20 protein-coding genes are annotated in these 26,786 nt (G+C 42.2%); 9 read left to right on the top strand and 11 right to left on the bottom strand.

The window, feature by feature from the left end; translation table 11 throughout:
• Positions 1-4: 4 nt before the first annotated feature.
• Together A0128_RS03060 and A0128_RS03055 are read right to left on the bottom strand one after the other, a co-directional pair.
• Positions 5-2,263, bottom strand: coding sequence for a PAS domain-containing sensor histidine kinase (locus tag A0128_RS03060; protein WP_282433214.1), 2,259 nt, complete (start codon positions 2,261-2,263; stop codon positions 5-7).
• A 200-nt stretch (positions 2,264-2,463) separates the two neighbouring features.
• Complete coding sequence (locus A0128_RS03055) at positions 2,464-3,162, bottom strand: PAS domain S-box protein (protein ID WP_069606177.1); 699 nt, start codon at positions 3,160-3,162, stop codon at positions 2,464-2,466.
• Between the two features lie 180 nt (positions 3,163-3,342).
• Here A0128_RS03055 and A0128_RS03050 point away from each other — a divergent pair, with 180 nt between their 5' ends.
• From A0128_RS03050 to A0128_RS03040, 3 genes are all read left to right on the top strand, one after another.
• Positions 3,343-4,662, top strand: coding sequence for an ATP-binding response regulator (locus tag A0128_RS03050; RefSeq protein WP_069606176.1), 1,320 nt, complete (start codon positions 3,343-3,345; stop codon positions 4,660-4,662).
• 6 nt (positions 4,663-4,668) lie between these two features.
• The gene (locus A0128_RS03045) at positions 4,669-5,586 is read left to right on the top strand and encodes an AraC family transcriptional regulator (RefSeq protein WP_069606175.1); all 918 of its coding nucleotides are present in this window, start codon (positions 4,669-4,671) and stop codon (positions 5,584-5,586) included.
• Positions 5,587-5,679: 93 nt separating this feature from the next.
• A complete protein-coding gene (locus tag A0128_RS03040) occupies positions 5,680-6,300 on the top strand; it encodes a glutathione S-transferase family protein (RefSeq protein WP_069606174.1) in 621 nt (206 codons plus the stop codon).
• A gap of 34 nt (positions 6,301-6,334) precedes the next feature.
• Here A0128_RS03040 and A0128_RS03035 read toward each other — a convergent pair whose 3' ends face one another.
• The 4 genes from A0128_RS03035 to A0128_RS03020 all read right to left on the bottom strand — a co-directional run bounded on the left by A0128_RS03035 (position 6,335) and on the right by A0128_RS03020 (position 10,996).
• A complete protein-coding gene (locus A0128_RS03035; protein ID WP_162274089.1) occupies positions 6,335-7,603 on the bottom strand; it encodes a S41 family peptidase in 1,269 nt (422 codons plus the stop codon).
• 646 nt (positions 7,604-8,249) lie between these two features.
• The gene (locus tag A0128_RS03030) at positions 8,250-10,484 is read right to left on the bottom strand and encodes a heavy metal translocating P-type ATPase (RefSeq protein WP_069606172.1); all 2,235 of its coding nucleotides are present in this window, start codon (positions 10,482-10,484) and stop codon (positions 8,250-8,252) included.
• Positions 10,481-10,690, bottom strand: coding sequence for a heavy-metal-associated domain-containing protein (locus A0128_RS03025; protein ID WP_069606171.1), 210 nt, complete (start codon positions 10,688-10,690; stop codon positions 10,481-10,483). The genes A0128_RS03030 and A0128_RS03025 overlap by 4 nt, the downstream gene beginning before the upstream one ends.
• An 18-nt stretch (positions 10,691-10,708) precedes the next feature.
• Positions 10,709-10,996: a metal-sensitive transcriptional regulator gene (locus A0128_RS03020; protein WP_069606170.1), complete on the bottom strand. Its 288-nt coding sequence runs from the start codon at positions 10,994-10,996 to the stop codon at positions 10,709-10,711.
• A gap of 160 nt (positions 10,997-11,156) precedes the next feature.
• Between A0128_RS03020 and A0128_RS03015 the strand changes: the two genes are divergently transcribed.
• Both A0128_RS03015 and A0128_RS03010 read left to right on the top strand, forming a co-directional pair.
• Positions 11,157-12,230 (top strand): PA0069 family radical SAM protein, encoded by a 1,074-nt coding sequence (locus A0128_RS03015; protein WP_156781758.1) that lies wholly within the window; start codon positions 11,157-11,159, stop codon positions 12,228-12,230.
• Positions 12,231-12,633: 403 nt separating this feature from the next.
• Complete coding sequence (locus A0128_RS03010) at positions 12,634-13,449, top strand: hypothetical protein (RefSeq protein ID WP_427854339.1); 816 nt, start codon at positions 12,634-12,636, stop codon at positions 13,447-13,449.
• Between the two features lie 126 nt (positions 13,450-13,575).
• Here the strand turns inward: A0128_RS03010 and A0128_RS03005 are convergent, their stop codons facing one another.
• Positions 13,576-14,799 carry a hypothetical protein gene (locus A0128_RS03005; protein ID WP_069606167.1) on the bottom strand — a complete coding sequence of 408 codons (1,224 nt, stop codon included), beginning with the start codon at positions 14,797-14,799 and terminating at the stop codon, positions 13,576-13,578.
• Between the two features lie 261 nt (positions 14,800-15,060).
• Here A0128_RS03005 and A0128_RS03000 point away from each other — a divergent pair, with 261 nt between their 5' ends.
• The 4 genes from A0128_RS03000 to A0128_RS02985 all read left to right on the top strand — a co-directional run bounded on the left by A0128_RS03000 (position 15,061) and on the right by A0128_RS02985 (position 19,361).
• Positions 15,061-15,885 carry a hypothetical protein gene (locus A0128_RS03000; RefSeq protein WP_069606166.1) on the top strand — a complete coding sequence of 275 codons (825 nt, stop codon included), beginning with the start codon at positions 15,061-15,063 and terminating at the stop codon, positions 15,883-15,885.
• A 95-nt stretch (positions 15,886-15,980) separates the two neighbouring features.
• Positions 15,981-16,877, top strand: a complete 897-nt coding sequence (locus A0128_RS02995; protein ID WP_083244040.1) for a hypothetical protein — start codon at positions 15,981-15,983, stop codon at positions 16,875-16,877.
• Between the two features lie 284 nt (positions 16,878-17,161).
• Positions 17,162-18,082: a lipase family alpha/beta hydrolase gene (locus tag A0128_RS02990; protein WP_069609072.1), complete on the top strand. Its 921-nt coding sequence runs from the start codon at positions 17,162-17,164 to the stop codon at positions 18,080-18,082.
• A 358-nt stretch (positions 18,083-18,440) separates the two neighbouring features.
• The gene (locus tag A0128_RS02985) at positions 18,441-19,361 is read left to right on the top strand and encodes a lipase family alpha/beta hydrolase (RefSeq protein WP_069606165.1); all 921 of its coding nucleotides are present in this window, start codon (positions 18,441-18,443) and stop codon (positions 19,359-19,361) included.
• An 80-nt stretch (positions 19,362-19,441) separates the two neighbouring features.
• Here the strand turns inward: A0128_RS02985 and A0128_RS02980 are convergent, their stop codons facing one another.
• The 4 genes from A0128_RS02980 to A0128_RS02965 form a co-directional block, all read right to left on the bottom strand.
• The gene (locus A0128_RS02980; RefSeq protein ID WP_069606164.1) at positions 19,442-22,558 is read right to left on the bottom strand and encodes an efflux RND transporter permease subunit; all 3,117 of its coding nucleotides are present in this window, start codon (positions 22,556-22,558) and stop codon (positions 19,442-19,444) included.
• Positions 22,524-23,879, bottom strand: coding sequence for a TolC family protein (locus A0128_RS02975; protein WP_069606163.1), 1,356 nt, complete (start codon positions 23,877-23,879; stop codon positions 22,524-22,526). Before A0128_RS02975 ends, A0128_RS02980 begins: the two co-directional genes overlap by 35 nt.
• Positions 23,880-23,984: 105 nt before the next feature.
• Complete coding sequence (locus tag A0128_RS02970; RefSeq protein WP_162274088.1) at positions 23,985-24,344, bottom strand: hypothetical protein; 360 nt, start codon at positions 24,342-24,344, stop codon at positions 23,985-23,987.
• Between the two features lie 211 nt (positions 24,345-24,555).
• Positions 24,556-26,784, bottom strand: coding sequence for a carbonic anhydrase (locus A0128_RS02965; RefSeq protein ID WP_069606161.1), 2,229 nt, complete (start codon positions 26,782-26,784; stop codon positions 24,556-24,558).
• Positions 26,785-26,786 lie beyond the last annotated feature (2 nt).

Below are 26,786 nucleotides of genomic sequence, written 5' to 3'. Positions count from 1 at the left end.
AAATCTATCTTTGAGTTACGGGCAGAAGAATCGTGCAAATCGTATAACGTTTGTAAACCGATTGTATCGTAAAAAAACCGTTGTGTTCTTTGATAATCCCCTGGCTGATCGGAATCCCCAGCCCGGTTCCACCCTGTTCTCTTTTGGTAGTAAAAAAAGGATCGTAGATCTGTTTTAAAATTTCCGAAGGGATTCCTTGTCCCGAATCTTCGAGAGTCAACTTAACATAAGGTTCGGATTCCGAAACGCAGGCTTCGAGGCGTATTATGATTCTCTTATGGAGATTTCTCTCGGGGTATTTCGTATTCAACGCGTCCTTCGAATTGACAAGAAGATTGATCAATACCTGACGAATCAACTGTTCTCTCATTTCAACGAGAGGAAGATCTAGTTCGAACTCAGTTTCTACGAGAATGTAGTTTTTCTCAAAAACGTTGTCCAAAAGAGAAACCGCAGATTCGACGACGCGAGCGATATCGTACTTTTTAAAACTATCAGATTCTTTTCTGGAAAAGTCCAGAAGGTTGACCACAACCGAAGACAGACGTTTCGCCTCTTCCGTAATGATTCCCGCAAACTTAATATGCGCGGGATCCGTCATTTCCAAACTTAGAATTTGAGAATATCCTAATATACACATGAGCGGGTTATTGATCTCATGCGCTACGCTCGAGATCAGAGTGCCGAGCGCCTCCAATTTTTGAGACTGTCTAAGCTTTTTTTCATAAAAGTTCCGTTCTTCTTCCGCGGCGATTTTGGGACTGATGTCGATCATTCTTCCGTCGATCTGTTTCATGTTTCCGTTCGAATCAAAATGGGCCACGGCAAAGACTTCGACGTAGATCGTGGAACCGTCCTTTTTTTTAAGTTGAACGATCTCTCCTTCTATCTTGGAATTCTGAAGAATCATATTCAAAAAGAATGATCTTTGATCTCCGTGGACATACAGATCTTTTTGCAGATCCAAACTCAACAGTTCTTCTTTGGAATATCCCGTTATTTTACTCATCGCCGGATTTACTTGTATGAATTTTCCGTCATAGGAGCTTGAAAAAATTCCCTCGATCGAATTTTCGAAAAGAATCCGATAGTTCTCCTCGCTCAGTCTTAATTTTTCAAAGGATTCCATTTTTTCGGTCACATCTCTAAGGAGAGAAACGTAATAGAGAATTCTTCCCTTTGCGTCCCGTAACGGATTGATCGTTTGTTCGCAATAAAAGAGAGCCCCTTCCTTTTTTCGATTCGTGATCGTGGCCCGAAAAGTTTCTCCCTTGGAAATTACATCCCACATCTCCCGATAAAATTCAGGAGAATGAACTCCCGATTTGAGCAAAGAGGGAAATTGACCGATCGCTTCCTCGGAAAGATAACCGGTAACGATTTCAAAGGCGGGATTTACAAAAAGAATTTTTCCGTCCAGATCGGTTATCAAAACGGCGTCTCCCGTTTGCGAAGCGACCATGGACAGTTGTTTCAATCGATCCTCGTTTTCTTTTTCCTTTGTGATATCGGAAATCGTCACGACAACTCCCATCATTCGATCCGCCTCCGGATCAAATAGGGGAACCGTAGTAACGTGCGCCCAAAGAACTTGCAGATCCGATTTTACAAATCCTAAAACTTCTCTTCGAACCGGGAGCCCCGTGCTCAAAGTATAGTATATCGGAGATTCTTCCATGTGTGTAACGCGTCCGTCCGGATAGATCGTTCGCCAAGCGGAACTATGATAGGAGTGACCGACGATGGATTCCGTTTTTACCCCGAGCATTTTTTCCAAACTCTGATTGGTTCTCAGGATCGTTCCGGTGCTATCCACGAATAAAATCCCTTCTTCTACTGCGGATAAAAGAGTGGAATAAAGAATCTCTCCGGATCTATAACTTTTAGAATTGGCTTGCGCCTTTAGAACGTCTTCGGCGATCAAAACGATGGATTCGATTTCTCCGTCTTCGGCTTTTTCGATACGAATCGTCTCTTGGACCAATATACTCCCGTTAGGCGAAGAAAGCAAAAGATCTCCGTTCCATTCTCCCTTTTCAAAGGCAAACGGAAGAACTTCCGAAAGTATTTTTTCCCGATACCTTTTCGGATGCAGATCCAAAATCGTTTTTTTCACCGCCTCTTCTCCGGAAAGGCCGAGCATATTCAATCCCGATTGATTTAAGTAGAGCACCTCTCCCTTTTCGGAGGCGAAACAAACGAGCATCGAGCTATTCTCGAGAAAAGAGAAAGCCGCCGACTTAAGATCCAATTTTTCCTTCACTGAAATATTACGCTTTTTGAGATTGTTTTGAATGAGGGGATGAAACAAATTAAGAAAGTTGAATTCAAATCATACAACACGATTTGATTTTTGTCTAAGCCCTAAAGTAATAATAGGAGTTAAAAAATAGGAAACGCTCTTCTAAGCGATATAGAAGAACGTTTTATTCTAATGTGAATAGCGATTCGAAAGCTTTTAGATCAACAAAGACGAATCAAAAATACGGTTAATCTTTGTAGTTTATCTCTTCCCTGCCCGGGCTCTGCGAGATCTCTTTCGATCGTTTTTCGGTAGATCGCTTTTAGATGATTCTTCAAAGTTCCGGAGTGAACGCCGAGCTGTTTCACCAGACTTTCTCTAGTTTGTCCGGCTACGAGAAGTTCGCAGATTTTCGCTTCTTGATAAGTAAGGCCGTATTCTTTTTGAAGTTTTGGAAAAAGGGATTCTTTGATCTTTGTGGAAGAAACTCCCGAATCCGAAGATGGATTAACGGTGACGGAAGCGAGTTTATCTTGTGGAAGATCCACCTTACAAAGAAAATTCGAGATATTGCCTTTTTCATCCCGGAGTGGGGTGATTCTTTCCTTCCAAGAAATTGTTTCTCCCATTCCGTTTTTATTTAAAAAATTCCCTTCGTATTCTTTTCCGGCCAGAATCGTTCTCCAGAAATTTTCATAAAATTCAGAATCGTGATTCCCTGATTGAAAGAATCTAGGATTCTTGCCGATCAATTCGTTTCGTTGATATCCGGACAGTCTTTCAAATACGGGATTGGTAAATTCTATCTTTCCCTCTCTGTCTGTGATAAACATCGCGTGCGGATACTGATAGAAATAAGAAGTTAAGATTGATGACAAATCTTCGCTCTTGATTTGGTTCTGATTTTCCACGATTGACATACATTCCCTCCATATCCCTTGAGTAGCGTGGGTGTTGCTTTGATCAAGAGTGAGAATTTCAGTTTAAATACTACCTTAGTATGAAAGTATATTTCTCTTCCGTCAATTCTATCCGTTGTAAGAAACCGCGCGCGGGTATTGATAAAAATCAGTGACTTTAGTTAGTTAGGTAATAGACAAATGATAAACACAATCGACATTCGCCAAAATCAAATCAAACAATTCTCTCCGGAACAACCGATTGCACTGAGAGACCCGATTCTTATCTTAGAAGATGCGGAAGAAATCAGAAATCTATTACTCCAGGTCTGCAAAATTTTAGGAATCGCCGCGGAAGGTTATCCAAACGGAAAACAAGCCTTAGAGGCCGCTCGAAAAAACCGCTACGCGGCGTTTATCGTAGATCTCGAAACTCCATTTATCAAAGGACAGGATTTCATTAGGGAAATTAAAAGTTTCATAGAAGACCCGATCATTCTAGTTCAAACCGGAAACAACCAACCGGATACTATCATCGAAGTAATGAAATTGGGAGTTTTGGATTATTTGATCAAACCCGTGGACATTCAAGTTTTCGGACATTGTATGAAACGGATCGTAGAATATACAAAAAAAAAAGCGATAGAGAAAGTCTTTCAGGAAGAAACTGAAACGAGACTGAGAGCGCAGTTGGACTGGATTTTATACAAACAATCCTGGCTGTCAGATCTTGATAAAACGGTCGATATCAGCAAAGTAACCCTCAATAATATCAAACAAACTTTTTTGAGCGGAGGAGGTTTCGGCGCCATCGTAAGCTTGATCGAAATCCTGGAAACTTCCGCAACGTTCGAAGGAGAAAATTGCATTTTACCAAAGGAGATTACCGATCTTCTTTTTCAAAACAATCAAACGGTCCACGATACTCTCAAGTGTTTGGAAAAAAGTATGAGCATTCTCAATCGAGATATCACGAACCAAAGAGAGACGATAAGCCTTTCCGATCTTTTCGACTTGATCCGGAATACGATCGAAAATGCAAATCAAAAGATGGATAACTTTTTAACTGAAAAGTCCTTAGAAATTTCGTTTCATAAATCCTTACATTCCAATACAATCCAAATCGAAGTGGATAAAACTTCGATTCAATTGATTTTAGAAGAATTGATCGTAAACGCGGTCAAGTATTCGCGTAAAGATACGAAAATTCTTATCTACGATAAAATTCAAAACGGAATGTTAAACCTCTTTTTCAAAAACGAATTCGATCTGAAATCGATTCCAGGGGTTCCTAGAGATAAGGAAATTTTGGTAAAACAGCCCTTCTATCGTCTGACCGGTTTTATCTACGAGAGCCTTCCTCTGGAAACTTTTTTCTCTGGACTCGGTTTGACGATCGTCGACTTTGTGGCGCGAAAACATTCAGGAACATTCCAAATATCTAATATTTTAGATCATTCTGTTTCAGAGATCCCGGTTGAAACCGTTTTGGCTTCTTTATCGCTTCCTCTAAAATACTAAACGCTTATGGCATACGAAGCCGAGTCCGTAGTCAGAAGTTCTCTGGATTTTATAGAAAAAAATCTCGCTTCCAATCTGACTTTGGAAAAGGTTTCTGAATCTGTCTTTGTATCTCATTGGTATTTTCAAAGATTGTTTCGATTTGTTACCGGCTATTCGGTAAAAGAATACATTCGTCAACGTCGTCTTTCCGAAGCTGGAAAAGAAATCTTGTTTTCGAAAAAGAATATTCTGGATATCGCTTTGGATCACGGATACGAATCCCCCGAATCCTTTTTGAGAGCCTTTCGAAAACTCTATCAGATCACCCCTTCGGAAGCGAGGAAATCGGGAAGACCGCTCTCCTTTCTTCCTAAATTCGAACTTACTCCAAGACCTCTGGAAATCCGAGAAGAAGTCGCCAAGGTTCGCCGCAAAGACGTCCTCGTTATGGAATGGAATATACTCGGCGTTCCCGGTCAAACTACGATGAAAGGCGGTCAGAACTTTACCGATATCACAAACGCCTGGGATCGTTTTGTTTCCGAAAAAATCTGGAATTCGATTCAAAACAGAAAAGACGAATATTCTATTTTTGGAATATATTCGGATTGGGAAGAGAATTACGAATTTCCGTTTTTAATCGGATGCGACGTGATGAAAAATTCTTCAAACGATTCAATCCAGGACTCAAAACAAAAAAACTCCGAATCAAAACATTCTCCATTTCAACTTTTGAATATTCCACCCGCGAGATACGTCGTTTTTGAAGTTTTCGGAAACGGTCCGGAGCCGGCGATCGAGGCCTGGAAACAAATCTATCTTAAATGGCTCCCGGAATCGGGGCTCCAACTCAATGGTCCGGATGTTCTCGATCGTAAATTTTTAACCAGCGAGAACCGCCTGGACAATAGAATGGAAATTTTCCTGCCCGTAAAAGACTAAGATCCTTTACAAAAGTAATTTTGTTTTTATTTAGAATCTTAGAACCGAAGAATTTCAATTTTCAAGATTCTTCAATTGAAGAAGTTTGGTCTTATGGCAGATCTTCAACTCGTTATCGGCGATAAAAAATTCTCCTCTTGGTCTTTGCGTCCTTGGATTTTATTAAAAGAAATCAAAGTTCCTTTTACTGAAATTTCACTCGTTCTAAACACGCCCGAGTTTTTTGAAAAAATCAAACTCTACTCAAATGCAAACAAGGTTCCCGTTCTCATCGACGGAGATATCAATGTTTGGGACACGTTAAGCATCGTTGAATACATCGCCGAAAGTTTTCCTGAAAAAAATCTTTGGCCGAAAGATAAGGCCGCGAGAGCCTTTGCAAGATCGATCGTCGCGGAGATGCATTCGGGTTTTAGCGATCTTAGAAAAAATCTTTCGATGAACCTCGCCGAAAAATTACACGGAAGAACCTTTCCGGAAGAAGCCTGGAAAGACATTCGAAGAATCGAATCCATCTGGAAAGAATGTCTCACTACTTATAAAGGACCGTTTCTTTTTGGAAAACAATTCGGAATCGCAGATGCGTTTTACGCGCCGGTCGTGGGACGTTTTCTTACCTACGGAATCGATCTCGACCCTGCTGCAAAATCGTATATCGCGACGATTAGCAGCCTCTATTCTTATAAAGAATGGATGGACGGAGTTTTGAAATAGTCAGCTTTGAAATTAGGAGAAGATCTGGGGACGCTTACCTCGAATTCTCCTTCTGTGAATTCATCAACTCCAAGATACCATTCACGTAGAACAACGAACGTTCTAAAAATAAATCCTGCTCCCCTACCTTTAGATTAATGTCTTCCGGCGGTTTTCGATTCCGCATTTCAGCTAATATCATCTTTCTTGATTCGGACGGGCTCCAAGCATTCGATTCGATTCCGCCAGGTAATCGTCTCCATTTATTTTTTTCCCGATATCGTTCCGGAAAACTTCCATCTACTTCTTCAGAAACCAAGATATCCGGACTTAAACCCTTTAACTGTAACTTGTTTCCGGACGGGGTTGAAAACATCGCGGAAGTGAGTTTGATTAGATATTCGTCATCCTCTGGAATAGGTAGAATATTTTGAATACTTGAAATCCCATGTGTGATTTCGCCTAAAACAAACGCTTTTCCATTTTCCCTAAGCGCTTCCGCAAACAATTCTGCCCCTGACGCGGTTCGAGAGTTTACTAGTATAAAAATCGGAGGCGCGTCGAGGGAATATAAATTTGCTTTATATTCTTCAGCTTTAACGCGCATTTGAGTTTTTACGATCAGTCCTTCGGATAAAAATAAATCGGCGCTGTCGATACATTGATGTAGATATCCTCCTGAATTATTTCTAATATCTATAACCAAACCTTTTAAAGGTATTTTACTAATTTCCGCATCCTTTTGGAGTTGTTTAAAATTGGACACAATATCTTTATCCGTATTTAAAGTATCCGTTTTAGAAAAACTGAGTATTTTAATATATCCGATGTCTTTGTTTTTTCCCAAGCGCGAACTTGAAACATTCACAATATTAACAATATCTCTTTGGATTAAGATTTCTCGGATTGATTTTTCGTTAAAGGGGCGAATAGAAACCTTTACGATCGTCCCCTTAGGACCTTTTAAACTTGAAATAACAGAATTAAGAGTTTTAGCACGTGTGGGAATATCATCGATATTTAAAATTATATCTCCCGGAAGAAGCCCGACTTTTCGAGCTCCGGAACCGGCAATCGTTTGTTCAACTCTAACTTCACCGTTATGCATCTTGCTGATTACAACGCCGATGCCGGCGTTATCTTTTTCGTTTTCTTTTGTATCAAAATCAGACCTTAAAAAAAGAGCCGAACCTGAATCTAAAGTAGAAATAAATCCGCTTGCCGCGGCCGCATAGGCGCGCCTTAAATCATAAGAGCGAATACCTCTTTCAGATCTATATTGTGGAGAATCGTAAAACGAAATTTTCTCTTCTATAAAATTCATAACTCGTAGAAAATCAGCTCTTCCGAAATTTTGTTTCTCCCAAGCAATATCGATCTTAGAGCGGGACTTTGCGTCGTTTCGTTCTAATCCGAATTGAGAAATGTCCAAATTCTTTGCGGAATGCCTCGGATCAATTGCAAAGAACGGATCCGTTGGAAGGAATCTTATACAACCAGGTCCGGATTCGTCGCAGATTTTTGCAAACTCGGAAGCATCCGGAATGAGAATCAACGGACTTGGCATCGAGTAAAGGGCTTCGCTGGCCGCTTCAATATAGCCGAATTTTAAATTCACTCGACTTGGATCTAAATAATAGCGATCGACGGCTCTCAAAATTGAATCAAAAAACTTTAAGTTCGGATTCGATTTTTCAGATTGATTTATAGAACTTTGATTCGGAATAGATTTACAACTTCCAAGAATCAAAACGGCTATAAAAAATACTAAAAGCTTGAACTTTATATGAAATTGAACTTGATTCATGATAAGAGAAGAACAATCACAAGATGCTTAATAAAGTCCAGAAGAATTTGGAATGCTTACATTGATTTCAACCGAAACACTAACAGAATCATCATTAAGTTCGAAAAAGACATTCTCATGACCGAAATTCTGATCAGCCCTGAGAATATTATAGTTTCATAATTTACTTTCTTTGCAATCGAAGCGCATTGAGAACCACGGAAACGGAACTAAACGCCATCGCCCCGCCCGCAATCCAAGGAGCTAAAAAACCGGCCGCGGCAAAAGGAATTCCGAGCGCGTTGTAGATCAAGGCCCAGAAAAGATTTTGACGAATATTGTATACGGTTCTTCGACTCATCAAGAACGCATTCGCAATCGAAGATAGATCTCCGTTCATAATCACCACGTCCGAAGATTCCATCGCGATGTCGGTTCCGGTCCCCATCGCAATTCCTAAATTAGCAACTGCTAATGCAGGAGCGTCGTTGATCCCATCGCCTACCATCGAAACGACCTTACCGGAATCCATAAGCCTCTTCACTTCCTTTGACTTCCCTTCCGGAAGAATTTCCGCAAGAACGTGATCAATCCCGCAAGTCTTTGCCACCGCCTTTGCGGTCCTTTCGTTATCGCCGGTGATCATATAAACGTCCATTCCCAGAGCCTTCAACCTTGCGACCGAAGCGGGAGTGGAATCTTTGACGGTATCTGCGAGAGAAAAAATGGCGCTATGAACTCCATCCACACCGAGATGAACCACCGTCGCTCCCTCCGCTTCTCTCTGAATCTTTAAATCGAGAAGAGTTTGATCCAATGGAATTCCCTTTTCTCTAAAGAGACGATCCGTTCCCAAAAGAATTTCCTTTGAGTTCACGATTGCAAAAACACCTCCGCCCGGAATCGTTTCAAATTTTTCTGGAATCGGTAGGACAAGTCCTCTGAGCTTCGCGGAATCTACGATTGCCTTTGAGAGCGGATGTTCCGAATTTTGTTCTGCGGAACCAGCAAGCAAAAGGAGCTGATTCTCATCACTCGATTTCACAACATCGATCTTTTTAAGGATCGGCTTTCCATGGGTCAAGGTTCCGGTTTTATCAAAGACCACTGTGTTTACTTTATGAGCAATTTCTAATGCTTCTGCGGTCCGGAATAAAATTCCCTGTGTGGCCGCCTTTCCGGAACCCGCTAAGATGGAAACGGGCGTAGCCAAGCCGAGAGCGCAGGGACAAGCGATGACTAAAACGGCAATAGCCTTTTCTAAAGCTCCTGCAAAAATTCCAGGTTCGATCCAAAAATACCAAAGAGCAAAAGTAATGGCGGCGATAACAATCACGATCGGAACAAACACTCCGGAAATACGATCCGCAATCCTCTGAATAGGCGCTCTGGATCCTTGAGCCTCTTGGACGACCCTCACGATTCCGGATAAAAGAGTATCCTTTCCGACCTTCGAAGCCCTGAGTTTGAGAACTCCGTTTTTGTTAAGCGAACCTCCAAACAAAGAACTGCCGATGTTCTTTTCAACCGGGATGCTTTCACCGGTTAACATCGATTCGTCGATAGAAGAATTTCCCTCTTCCACAATTCCGTCTACGGGAACGGTTTCTCCAACTTTTACGAGAAGTAAATCTCCGGTTCTCACGGCCGCCAATGGGATTTCCTGAATTTCATCTTCGCGAATGATATTTGCGGTCTTTGGTTGAAGCCCGACCAAAGATTGAATCGCTTTCGAAGATTTTCCTCTCGCGAGATGTTCTAAGAATTTTCCGAATAAAATCAAAGTGATTAAGACCGCGGAAGTTTCGTAGTAGAGAAAAATTTCTCCATGATGGTGTTCTTCCAAAGAGAGAAACGATTGGTTTAAGCTGTAAAAATAGGCGGCGGAAGTTCCTAAAGCCACGAGGACGTCCATATTCGCCCCGCCGTTCTTAAGCGATCGAAAAGCACCCAGATAAAAAGAGGAACCGATCCAAAACTGTACCGGAGTCGCCAGTGCGAACTGAAGCCAAGGGTTCATTAGAAAATGCAAATATTCGGAAAGTTTGTTTTCCCCAAAATGTCCGACCATCGCCAAAAGCAATGGAAAAGAAAACAAAGCGGAAGTTAGAAGCCTGAATTTGAGTTTTTTAAATTCTTTTTCGTGGGCTTTTTCCGCCTCTCCATGAATGACTATATCTTCGTGAACGAGCGCTCTGTATCCGAGAGAATCCACCTTATCCAATAAGGCTTCTTCCGAAACCGGAGATGAAAATTCAACCTTTGCGGTTTCCATCGCGAAGTTGACCCTCGCGTCCTTGACTCCCGGAACTTTTTTTAAACCTTTCTCGATTCGGAGAGCGCAGTTGGCGCAGGTCATTCCGATCAAGTCGAGCGTAATTCCGGAGTCGGAGGATTCAGTTTGAACGAGCGCGCTCATTGAACGGCACCCGGCGTATATCCTTCTTCCAAGATCGCGGCTCTGACCTTGGATAATTCTTCTTCCGTACCTTCTCCTTGATAAACGACTTCCTTATTTGCCAAGCTCGCTTTGGATGAAAGACCGATTTCCTTTAACGCGGATTCGATCGTGTGCTGACAGTGGTTGCAGGTCATTCCTTCGACTGTTAATTTAATTTCTTTCATGATTCATTCCTCCAAGATTTATTTAAGAATGCGGTCAACCGTAGTCATAAACTCATTCAAGATCGCGGGATCGTTCTCCTTAAATCTTTCTACGACGCAGGTTTCAATATGGCTTTTTAGAAGAGTTTTTGAAACTCCGTCTAACGCTGACTTTGCGGAAGACAATTGATTTAGAACGTCGTCACAGTATTCGTCCCTTTCAATCATTCCCTGGATTCCTCGGATCTGCCCTTCTATTTTTTTGAGCCTCAAGGTTAAACTTTCTTTTGTCTTAGGATCCGAATGTAGTTTGTGTTTCGGTTTCATATACTATACCCCCCTATACTATAGACGAATTTTATATCAAAAGTGAATAAAAAAAATACGGATTTCTTTCTCGAATTATTTAGTCTTTTCAAAAGGTAAGAATACTTAATTTTTGTTTACTTATTTTATAAATAGTAAATACTCGAATTTGAGAAAATCCATGATGGAACAGAGAAAATTCAACCGAGGCACGGAATCGAAAATCTCCGGACGGTTTGATTCTATCACACGGGAAAGAGATCCTGAGTATTGGGAAGAACTTCCTTCACCCAAAACCATACTTTTCGAGGAACACGCAAAGACAATCGTGTCGGAAAATGATTGTCCGGATCTTTACTTTACTCGGTCCATCAATCCCTACAGAGGATGCGAACACGGTTGTATTTACTGTTACGCTCGGCCCAATCACGCCTACGTGGATCTTTCTCCCGGTATCGACTTTGAAACCAAGATTTTTGCAAAAAGAAACGCGCCCGAACTTCTGAGAAAGTATCTCTCAAAACAAAAAGGGGAAGTTCGAACCATTCAGCTCGCGGGAGCCACCGACGCCTACCAGCCAACCGAAAGAAAATTGGAAATCACGCGGGAACTCCTCAAAGTATTTATAGAGTTTCGACAACCGGTAACTCTCACTACAAAATCGTATCTCATAACCCGAGACTTAGATCTTCTCGAAACATTGGCGTCTCAGAATTTAACAAAAGTTTTTATCAGCCTTACCACTCTGGATTCGGAACTCTGGAAAAAAATGGAACCAAGAACAGCCAGTCCGGAAAGAAGATTGGATTCCATCCGTAAACTTTCCGATGCTGGAGTTCCTACCGGAGTATTGGCTGCTCCGATGATCCCCGGCCTAAACGATAACGAACTCGAAACGATCCTTCAAGCGGCAAAAGAATCCGGAGCCAGATCAGCGGGAATGGTCTTTTTGAGACTCCCATTCGAAGTCGCGCCTCTCTTTTTGGATTGGTTGGAAAAGAATTACCCTCTTAAAAAGGAAAAAGTAGAAAACTTAATCCGACAAGCAAGAGGTGGCAAACTCTATGATTCCGATTATTCGAGTAGAATGATAGGAACCGGACCTTACGCGGAAATGCTCTGGAAACGATTTCAAATCTCCAGAAAAAGATTAGAACTAAACGATTCGATGTCTCTTAACAAAGAATTATTTCGAATTCCGGAAATCTATCGACTTCGCTTAACAAAAGGAGAAAATCTTTTCCCCGGACTTTGAACTCTATTACTAAAATGGAATTCTCCCTTTTTTACGGATCGATTTAAAATTCTCCATCCTTTTTCATCGTTGGTTATAAGGAATTCAAAAGAACATAATAAATTCTTCATTTCGCTTAACAAAAATGAGATTCAAAAGACACGCTTTTCCAATTGAAGACTGATTGTTAACTCAGAATTCCTTTTCAACTCATTCTCGGAAACAAAATTCAAGTTAACTAACGACGTTCTTCGTAAACCAAAAGAAACGAACTCAAAAAATCAAAAAATAAGATGAAAGTTTTTATTCTATCCGTTATTTAAAAAAGATTCCACTTGGACTTGACTAAACTTGCCTAAGTTCTGAACAATGCAGCGGACTCCTTCCTAATTTATATATCAGGAGAATAGTGAAGAGAATGAAAATGAAAAAAACGAAGAGCGTTGGGTTGATTTTTTGTGCCCTGTTTATGGCAGGATCCTTGTCTGCTCAGACTTACACCGTGTTTGTTCACGGGAAGTCTGATCAGAATCATAACGGCACTGGAACGACCGACGTAAACAACTACTGGGGAACAAGTGTGAATTCTGTTTCTGGAGCGAAAGTTTTCGTTGGATACGACGGAACTTCGGATCCAAGAAGTTATGGAACGGCGAGAGCACAAACCAACTTTACGACTGTAGTGAACACATATTGCAAAGGAACCAATTCCTGCAAAATCGTTTGCCATAGCGCGGGTTGTTACGTGACTGAATACTGGCTCGCAAACCTGGGAGCAAGCGCTTCCAGCAAAGGTTACAATTTCACAAAAGTAACCGCGCTTGCAGCCGCTTCCGGTGGTTCTGAATTGGCGTCCGCATTGAACGGTGCAACTTTTGGTTTTGCCGGAAATTCGATGGACAAGGCTCTTATCGTTTCCACAGCGAGAGGTGCTTACAACCACAACAACACCGCGGGAGTTACCATCTATCAGGTTCCGGGATATAAAGGAATGGCAGGCGCATCTCTGATCCTTCCGGGCGAAGACGACTACGCTGTTGCGTATCACTCCTCTTGCGCTTATAACAAAGCCGGTGGACTGAGCCAGTGCCAGGCGTCTTTGACTCAGAGCGAAGGGATCTGGCCTTTTAACTCGAATGTAACTTACACTCAGTTTCAAGGACACACGAGAGCTCCTTCCGTTGGCGCTTCTGGATTGTATCTGAATCACAGTGAACTGAAAAACGAAGGTTGGAGATAATTCTTCCATCCTAAAAAAGAAACTCCGCTCTTTATGGGGAGCGGAGTTCGCGAGAATCCGATTCAATCTCATCGAACTCTAAATCCATCTAAAAAGAAGAATATTCCAGTTTCCTAAATTAGATTCCTATCTTTCCATACTCTCCAGCTCTTTGATCCTTCTCTGTTTTTCATTGCTATCCCAGATCTTCGATGTAAACTGTTTCACGTCGTAAAACTTCGTCTTAAAAAAATCCTTATAGGGAAGAATCAGTTCTCGATCCGGCTCGGTCGTTCTCGCGGCTTGGATCTTTTTTAATCCGGCGTCTCCTTGGCTAAACCATTCGGGATCGACCGCGAGATTCACTCTATGTCCTCTTACGTCAGTGATCACGTAAGGACCGTCCAGACCGGAATCTCGAATCAACTTACCATAAAATAAGAATTCGGCCTCTCCGTAACCGGAAGGAAGTTTAGAATCAAAAGTCGCCCAAGCTATATATTCTCCCGTTTCAGCGTGTTTTAGATTGGCTTCCACGTGATAATTGCCTGCGGTATAAACGTTGATTCCTACACGAACCACAAGAGAACCGTCGCTCGTCGTATCCGAAAACGCTCCGCTTAACTCGGCGGGTTTCCCGGGAGAAGAATAGAATGAAGTATTCAATTTTCCTGTTTTTTTATAACCCGGCCCGTAACGAAAGTCAACTTCGAGAATCATATCACCCCAGTCTTTCTGAGTCGGTTTCCACTGAAACGTGTAGAGTAAGTCCTTGGCGACATCGTCTCCGTTGACTCCGTTATCTCCGACGTCGGGGCTCAAGGTTCCGAACTTCTCGCCGTCAAATTCTCTCCACATCCGAGAACCTTTGATCTCGATCGGAATTCTTTTTCCTTCGGGTCCCCTGCAATCAAAAACAATTCTCATATGATCCTGAGAACCGATGACGGCCCAGGTCAAAGGCTGCAACTGACAACTGTAACCGTTCGGTTCTTTTGAGTCCGCAGTATCCACCATCGGAATCGCAGTCGTCTGAATGAAAGACGGTCGAATCAAATCTTCATTGAACTTGGTAAGCGGTCTCGAACTCGGAGGATATTGAGACCATTCTTTATAATCTTCTAATATTCTTTCGATAGGAATAGAATCGTCTATATCCTGCAAAGATCCTCCGCTATTGTCCCCTTCAAAAGAAGAACCGGAACCGCCCGGCGGAGAATTTCTTGCCATCCTTTCCGCTCTTTCCTTTTTTTCAGCCTCGGATTGGAACCAAGAACCGCCATTCTCTTCCGGCCAGAAAACGAACGCCGTTAGAATTAGGATCGCTGACACAATCACTCCATAGATCACATACTTGTTTCCGATTTTCATGAATTCCTTTTCTTATCCCTCACCCAAAAGAGCACATAACGCAAAATAGAGGGTATTTTTCGAGGATCAGCGTAAATTCTCCCAAAGAGAGAGCAATCACATTTGTATTTATTTATAATTAGCGTTTTTTAAAGAATTTTTTTTATTTTAGCCGTTATTTATAAATCGAGATACTTCACTTGACTTAATATTAGAAGAGTCAAACTTTTAGAGCGGGAGAGGAATTTCCTTTCCCCTAAGAAATGGAGAATAGTGAAAAAGATGAGTAATTTGAAAACAAAGCTGATGATGGGACTGGCTCTTTGTGTATTTCTTTTAGCGGGAACTCTTTCCGCTCAAACTTACACCGTGTTTGTACATGGAAAGTCTGATAAGAATCACAACGGAACCGGAACTGTGGACGTGAATAATTACTGGGGAAGTAGCGTAAATTCTGTCTCAGGAGCAAAGGTGTTTGTTGGTTACGATGGAACTTCAGATCCAAGAAATTACGGTTCTGCAAGAGCACAGACTAACTTTACAACTGTGGTAAACACATATTGCAAAGGATCTAATTCTTGCAAAATCGTTTGCCATAGCGCTGGTTGTTATGTGACTGAGTATTGGCTCGCAAACCTTGGAGCAAGCGCTTCCAGCCGCGGATATAATTTCACAAAAATTACCGCACTGGCTGCCGCATCCGGCGGATCCGAACTCGCTTCGGCTCTCAATGGAATTACTTTTGGGTTTGGTGGAAACGCGATGGACAAAGCTCTGATCGTTTCTACTGCGAGAGGTGCTTATAATCACAACAACACCGCCGGAGTTACCGTTTATCAGGTTCCTGGTTATAAAGGAATGATCGGAGCTTCTCTGATTCTACCTGGTGAAGATGACTACGCGGTCGCTTTTCACTCTTCTTGTGCTTATAACAAGGCGGGTGGCGTAAGCAAGTGCCAATCTTCTCTGACACAGAGCGAAGGGATTTGGCCTTTTAACTCGAATGTAACTTACACTCAGTTTCAAGGACATACCAGAGCGCCTTCCGTTGGAACCTCGGGATTGTATCTCAACCACAGTGAGCTGAAAAACGAAGGTTGGAGATAATTCAACCTTAGTCAATGTGTGCAGCTCCGCTCTATCGAGCGGGGTTGCCTTGATCCAAGGCCTTTCGATTTTACATTTCTAAACATTCTCCTTTTATGAAATACAAATCTCTCCCAAAACAGATTCAGAATTTATTATATACTTTATCCATTCTTCTCTTTCCTTCCTGTTCTTTTTTGATTTGGAAGGATTCTTCTCTGACCCTGGAAAGAGGCTGGTCCTCTTCCGGTAAGGAAATCGTTCAAACTGAAGTTCTTTATGAAGAAAAGGATTCTTGGAATCCACTTTCCGGAACTACTCTAAAACGAAACTATCGCTCCGTGATCCGCCTCTTTCATCCGGAAGAATCTTCAAATCCTATCGATCAGATTCCATTCTCATCATGGATTTTACCGGGAACCGTTTACTTTCACTCCGGAACGAGATCCTTGTATTGGATCGGAGGAAAAGACGATCAATATGGAAGCTTTTCAAGAATCCCGTCCGCACTCAGCCTGGATGGAAAAAAAGAAATTTCGATTTCCACACATCTAAAACCCGGCCAGATCGTGTTGCAGCTCATCCCTTCACCGGATGGCAATTCCCTAATTCTCGTCCTTGCCGTTCCGGACGCGGACTTGGAATTTCTTCAGCCTGAGTTTCTTTGGTTGCGGAGAAGTTCCGAAACGGATTCTTCCCTACGGATTGTATCTCGAATCCCACTTCCGGAATGGAAAGAAACTCCCTTACATCGATTGCGTTGGTCTCAAAAATCGGATCGGATCTATATTCAAATTTCCGAATCTGTTTATTCGATTTCAAAAGAAAAACCGATTCTCCAAAAAACGAATGAGTTCCCACTTTGTTTTTATCCGCCCACGTCCTTCGGTTCCGTTGGAATCAGCCCCGCAGATCAAGGCCCTATCAAAATGGAAGCAAGCCCCTTTCCTTCTTTTTCCGATTTCCCTAAGATTCAAAACCCAAGAAAGATTCGAGACTGCAGCTCAAAGTAAAAACAAATTGCTCGAGCGGAATTACTAACGTTCTAACACATTAAGAATTTAGAATATTCTTTCCACTCGGCCTTTTCTAACCAACACATCCGGAAGAATTCTACATCCATTCTCCATAGTGCGTCCACAAAAGCTCAGTTTAAATTTCGAACGTTCGATATATATTATGCTTTTGTAAAATAATTTTCAAAGAATGAACGCTGGTTTTCTTTTTTTACTTGCCCGATTCCCTTTCAAAATCTACGGTCCAGAGCGTTCCAATTGAAATAGAAAAGGTGAAGAAAATGAGAAAAGTGAATTTAAGAATTTTGTTTGTATTAGCGTTTTTAATAACGAACGTTACGTATGCATCCGGCGGGGGTTCCTCCAGCAAACCTCTTTCCGGAAGTTATCCAATCATCCTGGCACACGGTACTCTTGGTTGGGGAAATGGGTCCACGATCACTGACTATTGGGGAGGCAACGCGGTTTATCTGCGAAATCAAGGAGCTACCGTTCTCACTCCGACCGTTACATCCCTTGAATCCAGTTCAGCAAGAGCGGTTCAACTCAAGTCTCAAATTTTAGCAGCTCTCGCGGCTAATAATTACACAGGCAAGGTTCATATCATCGGACATTCCCAAGGCGGCTTGGATTCCAGATATATGATCGCAAATTTAGGAATGGCGAGTAAGATCGCATCCTTAACAACCCTCAATACTCCTCACAGAGGAAGCCCGATCGCCAACATCATGTTAGCCGTAATTCCAAGCTGGCTTCTTCCTTCGGTTTCAATCGTAGTAGGATCTGTTGTAAAAATCGTTTTAGGTCAATCCAATCAGAACGCTTCTGCCGCTCTCAAGATGTTTACAACGGAAACCTTGAAAACCTTTAACACGAATACACCGAACAATTCTTCGGTGAAATATTTCTCTTACGGTTCCACGATTTCCATTCCGGATTTAATCCAACACCCACTCATGGGATTACTACAACCGATCTGTGCGATCGGAGGACCGTTTTACGGACTCAGCATCGCGAACGACGGCGTAGTTCCGGATTCTTCTCAAAGATGGGGAACTTGGAAAGGCGGGCCTTCTATTCCTTTACTCACAACTGGGATCGATCACTTAGAAGCTCCGAACACTCTTTATATGGGTTCGCTCTGGTATGATTCAAACGCTTATTTTCTTAAAATGGCGTCTAACGCGAAGAGCAATCAGTAAACATTTCTAAAAAATAGAATCCATTGTCATAACTCCCTACCGAGTTATGACTTGCTTCCTAATCAGCGCAAATCGACTCCTCTGTAACTGGATCCCGTGGTAAAAATCGCCACGGGATATCTTTTGCGAACCCAAACAGCGCCTCGCCTCAATACAATTCAAAAAATGCAGAAGAATATTCTATTTTACTTATATTCTAATTATATAAAACTTATCTAAAAATTTTATATAACAAACGTACGTTATTTAATAAAAAATTAAATAACTCACTTCGCTTAACATTTTTTTCTTGAATGTCGTTTATTCTTTATTATCTTGCTTCCTGCGCTCTTTCCAAAGAGCACGAGGTAAATACAAAATGAAAAAAGTGATGAGAATATTAAGCGTATTGCTTGTTTTTTTAATAACAAGCGTTCTATCTGCGTCCGGCGGCGGCTCCACCAGCAAGCCCCTTTCCGGGTCCTATCCAATCGTGTTAGCTCACGGTTTGTTCGGTTGGGGAAACGGTTCCACCGTAATCGATTATTGGGGTGGAAACGCGGCGTATCTGACTAGTCAAGGTGCGACCGTACTGACTCCTTCCGTAACTGCGCTGAACTCCAGCTCCAGCAGGGCCTCACAGTTAAAAACTGCAATCCTCGCGGCAATGGCCGCAAACAATTACACCGGTAAAGTGCATATCATCGGTCACTCACAAGGTGGTCTGGATGCACGTTATATGGTATCGAATCTTTCCATGAGTTCCAAAGTGGCGACTCTCACTACTTTGAACACGCCTCACCAAGGAAGCCCGGTTGCAAACATCGTTGCGACTGTAATTCCTAGTTGGGCGCTTCCTTATGTTTCCACAGTGCTCAATGCGGTAATCGGATTTGTTTACGGAGATTCCAGCCAAAATGCGACGGCTGCCCTAAAACTTCTGACCACTGACGGTTTGAAAGCTTTGAACGCTGCGGCTCCGAACGTTTCCGGAGTGAAATATTTCTCTTACGGATCTACAATTTCTGTTCCTGATTTGATTCAACATCCTGCGATGGGAATTATCTATCCAATCTGTGCGATCGGAGCTCCTTTCTACGGAATGAGCATCGCGAACGACGGTGTGGTTCCGGATTCTTCTCAAAGATGGGGAACCTGGAAAGGCGGGCCTTCTATTCCTCTTTTGACTACTGGAATCGATCACTTGGAAGCGACCAACGCTCTTCATCTCGGTCAACTCTGGTATGATACCAATGCTTACTTTTTGAAAATGTCGTCTAACGCGAAAAGTAATCAGTAATTTTGTTTCGATTCTTCCCGCGGTTTTTGATCGCGGGAAGAATTTCGAGTTTTATCTTTTCAAAAAAACATTCCGTTTTTCTAATCTTTCGAATCCTTTTCCAACCAATAATAAAATACAGGAAGAATTATCAGCGTGAGTATCGTGGAAGATATGATTCCTCCGATCACGACCGTCGCAAGCGGCTTTTGAACTTCAGAACCCAATCCGGAACCGAAGGCCATCGGTAAAAATCCGAAAGAGGCCACGAGCGCCGTCATGATTACCGGCCGGATTCTACTCGTTGCACCCTCTAAGACCGCTTCTCGAACCGAACGATTCTTCTCTTCTCGTATCCGATGAATCGTATCCAACTTCACGAGTCCGTTCAAGACAGCGATTCCGGATAACGCGATACAACCTACAAAGGCCGAAACGCTGAGATCCATTCCTCTCAGAAAAAGAAACCAGATTCCTCCCGTGAGGGCAAAGGGAACGCAAAAGAAAACCAACAAAGCCTGACGCACCGAACCCAAACCCAAATACAGGACCACAAAGATCATCAAAAAAGTCGAAGGTAGTATGATCGCTAACTTCTCTTTTGCGTTGGAGAGGTTTTCGATCTGTCCTCCCCAAAACACGGTATATCCTTTGGGAATCCCCATCTGCGAAATTTTTTCCTTCGCTTCCGTATAAAAGCCTTCGAGATCTCTTCCCCTGAGATTTACTGAAACCGCAACAAATCGTCGAGAACGATTTCGAGAGATGGTCATAACCTTGTCTTTCTTCTCGATCGAAGCGAGCAACTTGATCGGAATCATCCCGCCGTCGATCGTTCCGACTCCGATGTTTGCGATTTCGGATTCTTGATTTCGAAAATCTTCGGATAACCAGATCTTGATCGGAAATCTTACTTCTTCCTCGTAATATCCTCCGAGTTCAAATCCGCTCATCGAAGCCTCCACCACGCTGTTAAACGCGGGAAGAGATATATTATAATATTTTAATTTATCAGGATCCGGAGTGATGTCGATTACCTTTGATTTTCTCAAAGCCATGATCGGGTCCAGTTCGACTTCTGCCGCTCCCGGAATATTATGGAGAGTTTCTTTTAGGATCCCTTGCAGATCCAAAAGCGTATTGAGATCTTTTCCTAAAATTCTCACGCTGATATCCGCACGACTTCCTTCCAAGAGTTCGTTGAATCGCGCTTCCAAAGGCTGGCTCAAAGTAAGTTCGGATTTCGGAAATCTTTCTTGAACCTGAGTATGAATCCGATCCAAGAATTTTTCCCAATTCTTCTCTTTGAGTAGATCCGCAATATTTTCTTTTTTCAGAATGATAAACGTGTCCGCGTTGAAGGTTCCCATAGGATCGTTTGCAACGGAGCTGGTTCCGATTCTTGAAAAGACGCTCTGCACTTCCGGAAACGTCATTAAGAGTTTTTCAACTTCTTTCTGTTCTCTTAAACTTTCTTCGATGCTGATATCACCTTCTCTTACAACGACCAGCATCAAATCACCTTCCATCAATTTTGGAAGAAAGACAGTTCCCATTCTAAAATAAATGAATAACGTCAATACAAAGAATACAACCGATCCGATCACGATCGGTTTCGGTTTGTCCAAAAGACGCGGCAGATAAAACGAATAGAGTTCGACGATACGACTCTTCTTGATCTCTTTATTTTTACGATCTCCCGCCGGCGAAATAAAGAAGAAGAGAAGCGGAGGTAAAAGAAACACGGCCAAGATCAAACTGAATCCCAAGGCCAACAGGACGGTTTCAGCCATCGGTCGAAACATTCTTCCGGGAATTCCATCCAGAGTAAGAATCGGAAGATAGACGAGCATGATAACAACGACTCCGAAAGAAACCGGTTTTAAAACTTCGATGGAAGCCTGTAAGATCGCCTTCATCTTATCCTCTCTGTTGAGATAGCTTTCCTTTTCAAATCGAGTGAGAACGTTTTCGGTGATCACAATCGACGCGTCCACGAGAAGACCGAAGTCTATGGCTCCCAAACTCATCAAGTTAGCCGAAATCCCGAAGAACTTCATAAAGATCGCGGTGAGAAGCATCGATCCGGGAATGATCATTGCGACGATGATCGAAGCCTTGATATTGAATAAAATAAAGAATAGGGTAAGAATTACGAGAACCGCTCCTTCGATAAGATTCGTTAACACCGTCTTGATCGTGGAATGAATCAAAAATGATCTTTCCAAAAGAACCTTTACTTGTACGTCTTCCGGAAGATTCAAATTAGAGACCGCTCGATTCAAATCCAGATTGACTTGATAACTGTTTTCTCCCCGCAACATCATAGCGGTCCCTAGAACGATTTCCTTTCCCTCGGCGCTCGCACCGCCTAATCGTTGTTTACCGTGTTCGTTAACATGAGCGATATCGGAAACTCGGATCGGTTGACCGGTGACAGTGCGTCGAACCGTAACTTGAGACAACGAATCCAAACTCTTTTTGATTCCATACGCGCGAACGATAGAAACCCTACCCCCGTTTTCAATGAAACCCCCTCCGAAACTTTCACCGATCGTAGTCAACTCACTCATCAACTGATCGATCGTGATTCCCCAGGTCTTCATCTTATGTGGGTTGAGATCGATATGAATTTCTTTTTCATATCCTCCGTTGGAATCGACCTCCACAATTCCAGGAACAAGGGCCTTCAGTTGCGGACGAACGGTATAATCCTGAATGGTTCTCAAAAAAAGAAGACGATCCTTTTCCGGAAGAGACGCCAATTTCGAACCCGGTTTTGCTTCCACGGTATAAAAGAAAATTTCACCAAGTCCGGTAGTATTGGGAACGATCGTGGGTGAAATTCCTTTGGGAAGTTTTTCTTTGGCGCTCGCGATCCTTTCCAAAACCATACCACGAGCCTGATAGATATCAGTTCCTTCCTTAAAGACCAAGGATATATTAGAAAGTCCGAATTTAGATACCGAACGAACGTCGATTAAATTCGGCATACCCATGAGCTCGGTTTCCAAAGGAAACGTGACTACCTTCTCTACCTGCTCAGGATCTAAGGAACCTGTTTTAACGGTCACGATCACTTGAACGTTCGTGATATCCGGAACCGCATCGATAGGAACTTCACGAAGCGTAAAGAACGAGTAAATAAATAAGAAGAATATGATTCCTACGGAAAGAATCGGCCTATTTAAGCTGATATTCAAAAGTTTGGACAGCATGTTTAAAGGTTCCTATAATTTCTTTTTCGTTTGAAATATGAAGCAGGTTCAAAAGGGTTTCTACGTGAGAAATTTGCGCGTCAAGGATCGCGTGATGAGTTTCATGGAGTTGATTTTCAAGTTCCAGATAACTCATCATCAAAATTCTTCCCTTTCTAAACTCGACGTCCGCGTAAGTTAAATCGCGTTCAATTTCGTCTAACTTGGACAAATTAAAAAGTTTGAGATTAGCCTTGGATTGTTCGTAATCCAAAAACGCCTGCTTGAACGCGCTCTTTACAAGGTTTTCCTGATGATTGAGAAGCCCTTGTTTGGACTTTACGTTTGTTTCCGCCGCGGAAACTTTGTTTTGAAACTGATCCCAAACCGGAAGTTTGAACTTAACCCCGACGTCGTAAAACCGGTTAGCAACCCCCGACCTATCCTCGCCGACCTGACTGATGATCGAATAATCAGGATACTTTTCTAAGTTGGCGATATTAAGTTCGGTTTTGGCTTTTTCAATCTCGCCTTTTGCGGCTAGCAATGTTAAATTCTGCGAAACCGCTTTGTCTTGCAGTTCCTTAAAATCAAACTTCACACCTTCCGAAAAAAACGGGATTCTTACCGAAGGCGCGGTTTCGAGCATAAGATACAAATTCATCGCTTCGTATTGTTTGTTCGCATCCAATTCCAAATCGTTAAAGTGTTTTCTAAGAGCTAAAATTTTTCTCTGAATGATAAACAGATCCGTCTTTGCCTGAGGTGTGATAAAAGGTCTCGCTCGAATATAACTTTCTATGATCGAGAGTCTTCGGAGTCGTTCCTTGACGTGATCTTTTTTGCTTGCGGAAACGAGATATCGATACGCAAACTTAAGAGCGTTAAAACGAATCGAATTGCTAGCTTCGGACAACTGAATCTCCTTAATTCGAGAATCATTATCCACCAGGAGCTGACGCAATTCTTTCCTTCCGGGAAAGTAAATCGGTTGTTCAAACTGCATCGCATATTCCGAACCGATCTGTCCGGCCGCGTTTCTTTGTCCGTAGTCCATCGTCAAAGAAGGGTTTTGAGTTTTGCCCTGCTGTTTTCTCTGATAGAAGAGCGTTTCCAAATCCGCATTCAGAGAAAGAAGTAAGGGAGAATTTTTTTCCGCCAAACTCAAGATAGACGCGATATCCAATTCTTTCGAGGAGTTTGATTGAAGCGGAGAAAAGATTAAGAGAACGAATAAGAATTTGACAGAGAAAAGAATTTTCCTATTCGTAAAATTCTTCGATAAAAATGAATCTCTCCGCGTTGTATCGAAGAACGGAGAAGCATTTTGTTTTAATTTCATAAAGTATACCTCCTTGAAACAAACATCAAATCCCTCAATTTTTCAGAATCGAAAACGACCTATCGTTTCGAATTTCTTTTTTGAGAGAAAGCGGAAGGAGGCGGCTTAAATGAGAATACGAATTGTTGGTAAGATTAAAAGAGTGATCGAATTCATTTTAAAATCATCATATAAGAATTTCTTAAAATAAGGAATCGGATCGTAGGAAAAAAGCAGATCGGAAGATCGATAATGGATCGGAAAAAATTCCTTAAGGAATTTAAAAGACTGCGAATCGGTTTCGGAAATCGCGATGGAACCGGAATCCCATTCGCAACCGGGAGCTTCTTCCGAGCTCTGCTCTTGATGACAAGGCGCAGCGGTTTGTATTTCCTTTGAGAGATTCTCAAGTTTAGAATCGAACTCGCAGACAGGTCCGCAATCGAAAATCAAAACGAAGATCGAAAGCAGAGTGCAAACAATCATTGTTTTGAAAATTGCGAAAACCATACAGTCCAGCTTAATGCACCTCGTAGCTTGTCAATGGAAAAAGTGACCGTATGACTTAAGGCCCTCTCGATAGAACAGAGCCTTAAATCATTTCCAGTGAGATCGTTTCGCATTCTCTTTCGCAAGCCCGGATCGTTAAGAGAAATGAAAGCTGCAAGGACATCGAATCAAAAGAGAATAAGTCGGATCAGACTTTTGTTGCAAATTGATAACGAAAGATATCGTAGTCTTGAAAATCCTTATCAATATCTATATTGAGATCGATAATCTTTCCTTCCTTAATATCGTAAACCCAACCGTGAAGTTGTAGATCCGTTCCTTGACTCCATGCGTTTTGAACGATCGTTGTCATCGATAGATTATAAACTTGTTCTCTGACGTTGAGTTCTACCAAACGTTGGTGTTTCGTTTCTTCATCCAAAATAGAACCAAGCTCTTTACGGTTCATTCGATAGACTTGTTTGATATTTCGAAGCCAAGCGTCGATCAAACCGTGATACTTTCCGTCAATCGCCGCCTTCACTCCTCCGCAACCGTAGTGTCCGCAAACTACGATATGTTTCACCTTTAGAACCTCGACCGAGTATTGTAGAACTGACATTAAGTTCATATCCGTATCGATCACGAGGTTTGCGATGTTTCGATGAACGAAAAGTTCTCCCGCGCTCGTCCCCGTCATCTCGTTGACTGAAATTCTGCTATCAGAGCAAGAAATCAAAAGATACTGAGGGGCTTGGCCAAGGGACAAATTCTTAAAATAATCCGGATCTTTTCCCAGTTTCTCCTCCACCCAGATCCGGTTGTTCTCGAAAAGTTTTTGATAATCCTGTTGTGCGACGAGATCAAAAGGTCGATTTTTTATTTTTTCGTAAGAAGTAGTAACGTCGATGATCTCGAGTTTGATATTTCGAGAACGTGCTGAAATCTTAAAGTCCTCTATGATTTCCAAAACATCCGGATCTATGTATTTGGATTTGGAACCGTCGATAATCAGATGTGAGTTATCCGCCACTTGGTTGAGTTTGTACAACATACTCGACTTATTTAAAAAAGAAACGTCTTCCGAAAGATCGATACGAACTTCCACTCCGTAAGCTTTGTCTTTTTTATTAAACTCATAGGGATTGAGAATGTTTCTTCTCATGATAAAAAAGATCGCAAACGCACAACCGATTCCGATCCCAATCAAGATATCCGTAAAAACGATTCCAACGATCGTAGCAAAGAACGGAAGAAACTGATCCATTCCTTTCTTATATTGCGATTTAAGAATTCGAAAATCAGTAAGTTTGTAACCTACGATCAAAAGAACCGCGGCTAAGGACGCGAGGGGAATCTTCGAGATCCAATCGGGAATCAGAATCAGAGAAAGAAGAATAAAAGCCCCATGTAAAAATGCGGACAACCTGGTTTTAGCTCCCGCTTGTAAGTTCGCCGAACTTCGAATGATAACCGAAGTGATGGGAAGACCTCCGAGAATTCCGGAAAATAAATTTCCGGTACCTTGAGCAATGAGTTCCCGATTTTTGGAAAAGATTCTTCTTTCGGGATCGATCTTTTCAATCGCGTCCAGGTTGAGAAGAGTTTCCAAACTCATAACGACGCAGATCTTGACCGCGATCCAATAGACGGTCTGATTCTTCCATTGGGAAAAACTAGGATGATAGTCGTCTCGAAACAAATCCAAAACGTTTCCGAGTTGAATCGGCTGAATGAGATGTTCGGATCCGACCGTTAGCGTAGGAAATAAAAATCCCATTCCTTGGTTCAATACGATTGAAATCAAAATAGCGATCAAAGAACCGTGAATCAAAAAACGTTTGTGAAGTTGAAACTTCTCCCAGAGGAGAATCGCAAAAAAGGAAATTACAAAGAGAAAAACCGCCCCCGGCGTAAAGCGGAGAAAAGCGTTCCAAATTTCGGTGAATGTATTTTCACGATCGTTCTGAAAGAAGTTTAAGTCTCCTTCATAGTCGATATCGTAACCGATCGCGTGCGGAATCTGCTTTAAAATCAGGACGATCCCGATCGCCGCCAACATTCCCTTAACCACCGAAGAAGGAAAAAAGTTACTCAAAATTCCAGCTTTCAAAAAGCCTAATATGATTTGCAGAACTCCGGCCAGACAAAGCGCAAAAAGAAAATCATTAAAATTTCCTAATGTTTGAATCGAATCCAACACGATGACCGTAAGACCTGCGGCGGGCCCGCTTACGGATAACGGAGATTTGCCGATCCAAGAAACGATCAAACCTCCGACCATTCCACCGATGAGCCCGGAAAGGATCGGCGCTCCGGATGCAAACGCGATTCCGATACAAAGGGGCAACGCGATCAAGAAAACTACTAAACTCGATGAAATATCTTGTCTGACGTGATTCCACGAGACATTGCGAAAAGAATATAATAAATTCATAA

The organism is Leptospira tipperaryensis, assembly GCF_001729245.1.
In the GTDB taxonomy this organism is placed as follows: Bacteria; Spirochaetota; Leptospiria; order Leptospirales; family Leptospiraceae; genus Leptospira; species Leptospira tipperaryensis.
Note: the sequence above shows the minus strand (reverse complement) of the source record. Positions and strands in the feature narration are given on the sequence as shown.

Bases quoted from the DNA above. Each gene is read 5' to 3' on its own strand.
- A0128_RS03055 (WP_069606177.1), bottom strand. From the start codon at position 3,162: ATGTCAATCGTGGAAAATCAGAACCAAATCAAGAGCGAAGATTTGTCA.
- A0128_RS03050 (WP_069606176.1), top strand. From the start codon at position 3,343: ATGATAAACACAATCGACATTCGCCAAAATCAAATCAAACAATTCTCT.
- A0128_RS03045 (WP_069606175.1), top strand. From the start codon at position 4,669: ATGGCATACGAAGCCGAGTCCGTAGTCAGAAGTTCTCTGGATTTTATA.
- A0128_RS03040 (WP_069606174.1), top strand. From the start codon at position 5,680: ATGGCAGATCTTCAACTCGTTATCGGCGATAAAAAATTCTCCTCTTGG.
- A0128_RS03035 (WP_162274089.1), bottom strand. From the start codon at position 7,603: ATGAATTTTATAGAAGAGAAAATTTCGTTTTACGATTCTCCACAATAT.
- A0128_RS03030 (WP_069606172.1), bottom strand. From the start codon at position 10,484: ATGAGCGCGCTCGTTCAAACTGAATCCTCCGACTCCGGAATTACGCTC.
- A0128_RS03025 (WP_069606171.1), bottom strand. From the start codon at position 10,690: ATGAAAGAAATTAAATTAACAGTCGAAGGAATGACCTGCAACCACTGT.
- A0128_RS03020 (WP_069606170.1), bottom strand. From the start codon at position 10,996: ATGAAACCGAAACACAAACTACATTCGGATCCTAAGACAAAAGAAAGT.
- A0128_RS03015 (WP_156781758.1), top strand. From the start codon at position 11,157: ATGATGGAACAGAGAAAATTCAACCGAGGCACGGAATCGAAAATCTCC.
- A0128_RS03010 (WP_427854339.1), top strand. From the start codon at position 12,634: ATGAAAAAAACGAAGAGCGTTGGGTTGATTTTTTGTGCCCTGTTTATG.
- A0128_RS03005 (WP_069606167.1), bottom strand. From the start codon at position 14,799: ATGAAAATCGGAAACAAGTATGTGATCTATGGAGTGATTGTGTCAGCG.
- A0128_RS03000 (WP_069606166.1), top strand. From the start codon at position 15,061: ATGAGTAATTTGAAAACAAAGCTGATGATGGGACTGGCTCTTTGTGTA.
- A0128_RS02995 (WP_083244040.1), top strand. From the start codon at position 15,981: ATGAAATACAAATCTCTCCCAAAACAGATTCAGAATTTATTATATACT.
- A0128_RS02990 (WP_069609072.1), top strand. From the start codon at position 17,162: ATGAGAAAAGTGAATTTAAGAATTTTGTTTGTATTAGCGTTTTTAATA.
- A0128_RS02985 (WP_069606165.1), top strand. From the start codon at position 18,441: ATGAAAAAAGTGATGAGAATATTAAGCGTATTGCTTGTTTTTTTAATA.
- A0128_RS02980 (WP_069606164.1), bottom strand. From the start codon at position 22,558: ATGCTGTCCAAACTTTTGAATATCAGCTTAAATAGGCCGATTCTTTCC.
- A0128_RS02975 (WP_069606163.1), bottom strand. From the start codon at position 23,879: ATGAAATTAAAACAAAATGCTTCTCCGTTCTTCGATACAACGCGGAGA.
- A0128_RS02970 (WP_162274088.1), bottom strand. From the start codon at position 24,344: ATGATTGTTTGCACTCTGCTTTCGATCTTCGTTTTGATTTTCGATTGC.
- A0128_RS02965 (WP_069606161.1), bottom strand. From the start codon at position 26,784: ATGAATTTATTATATTCTTTTCGCAATGTCTCGTGGAATCACGTCAGA.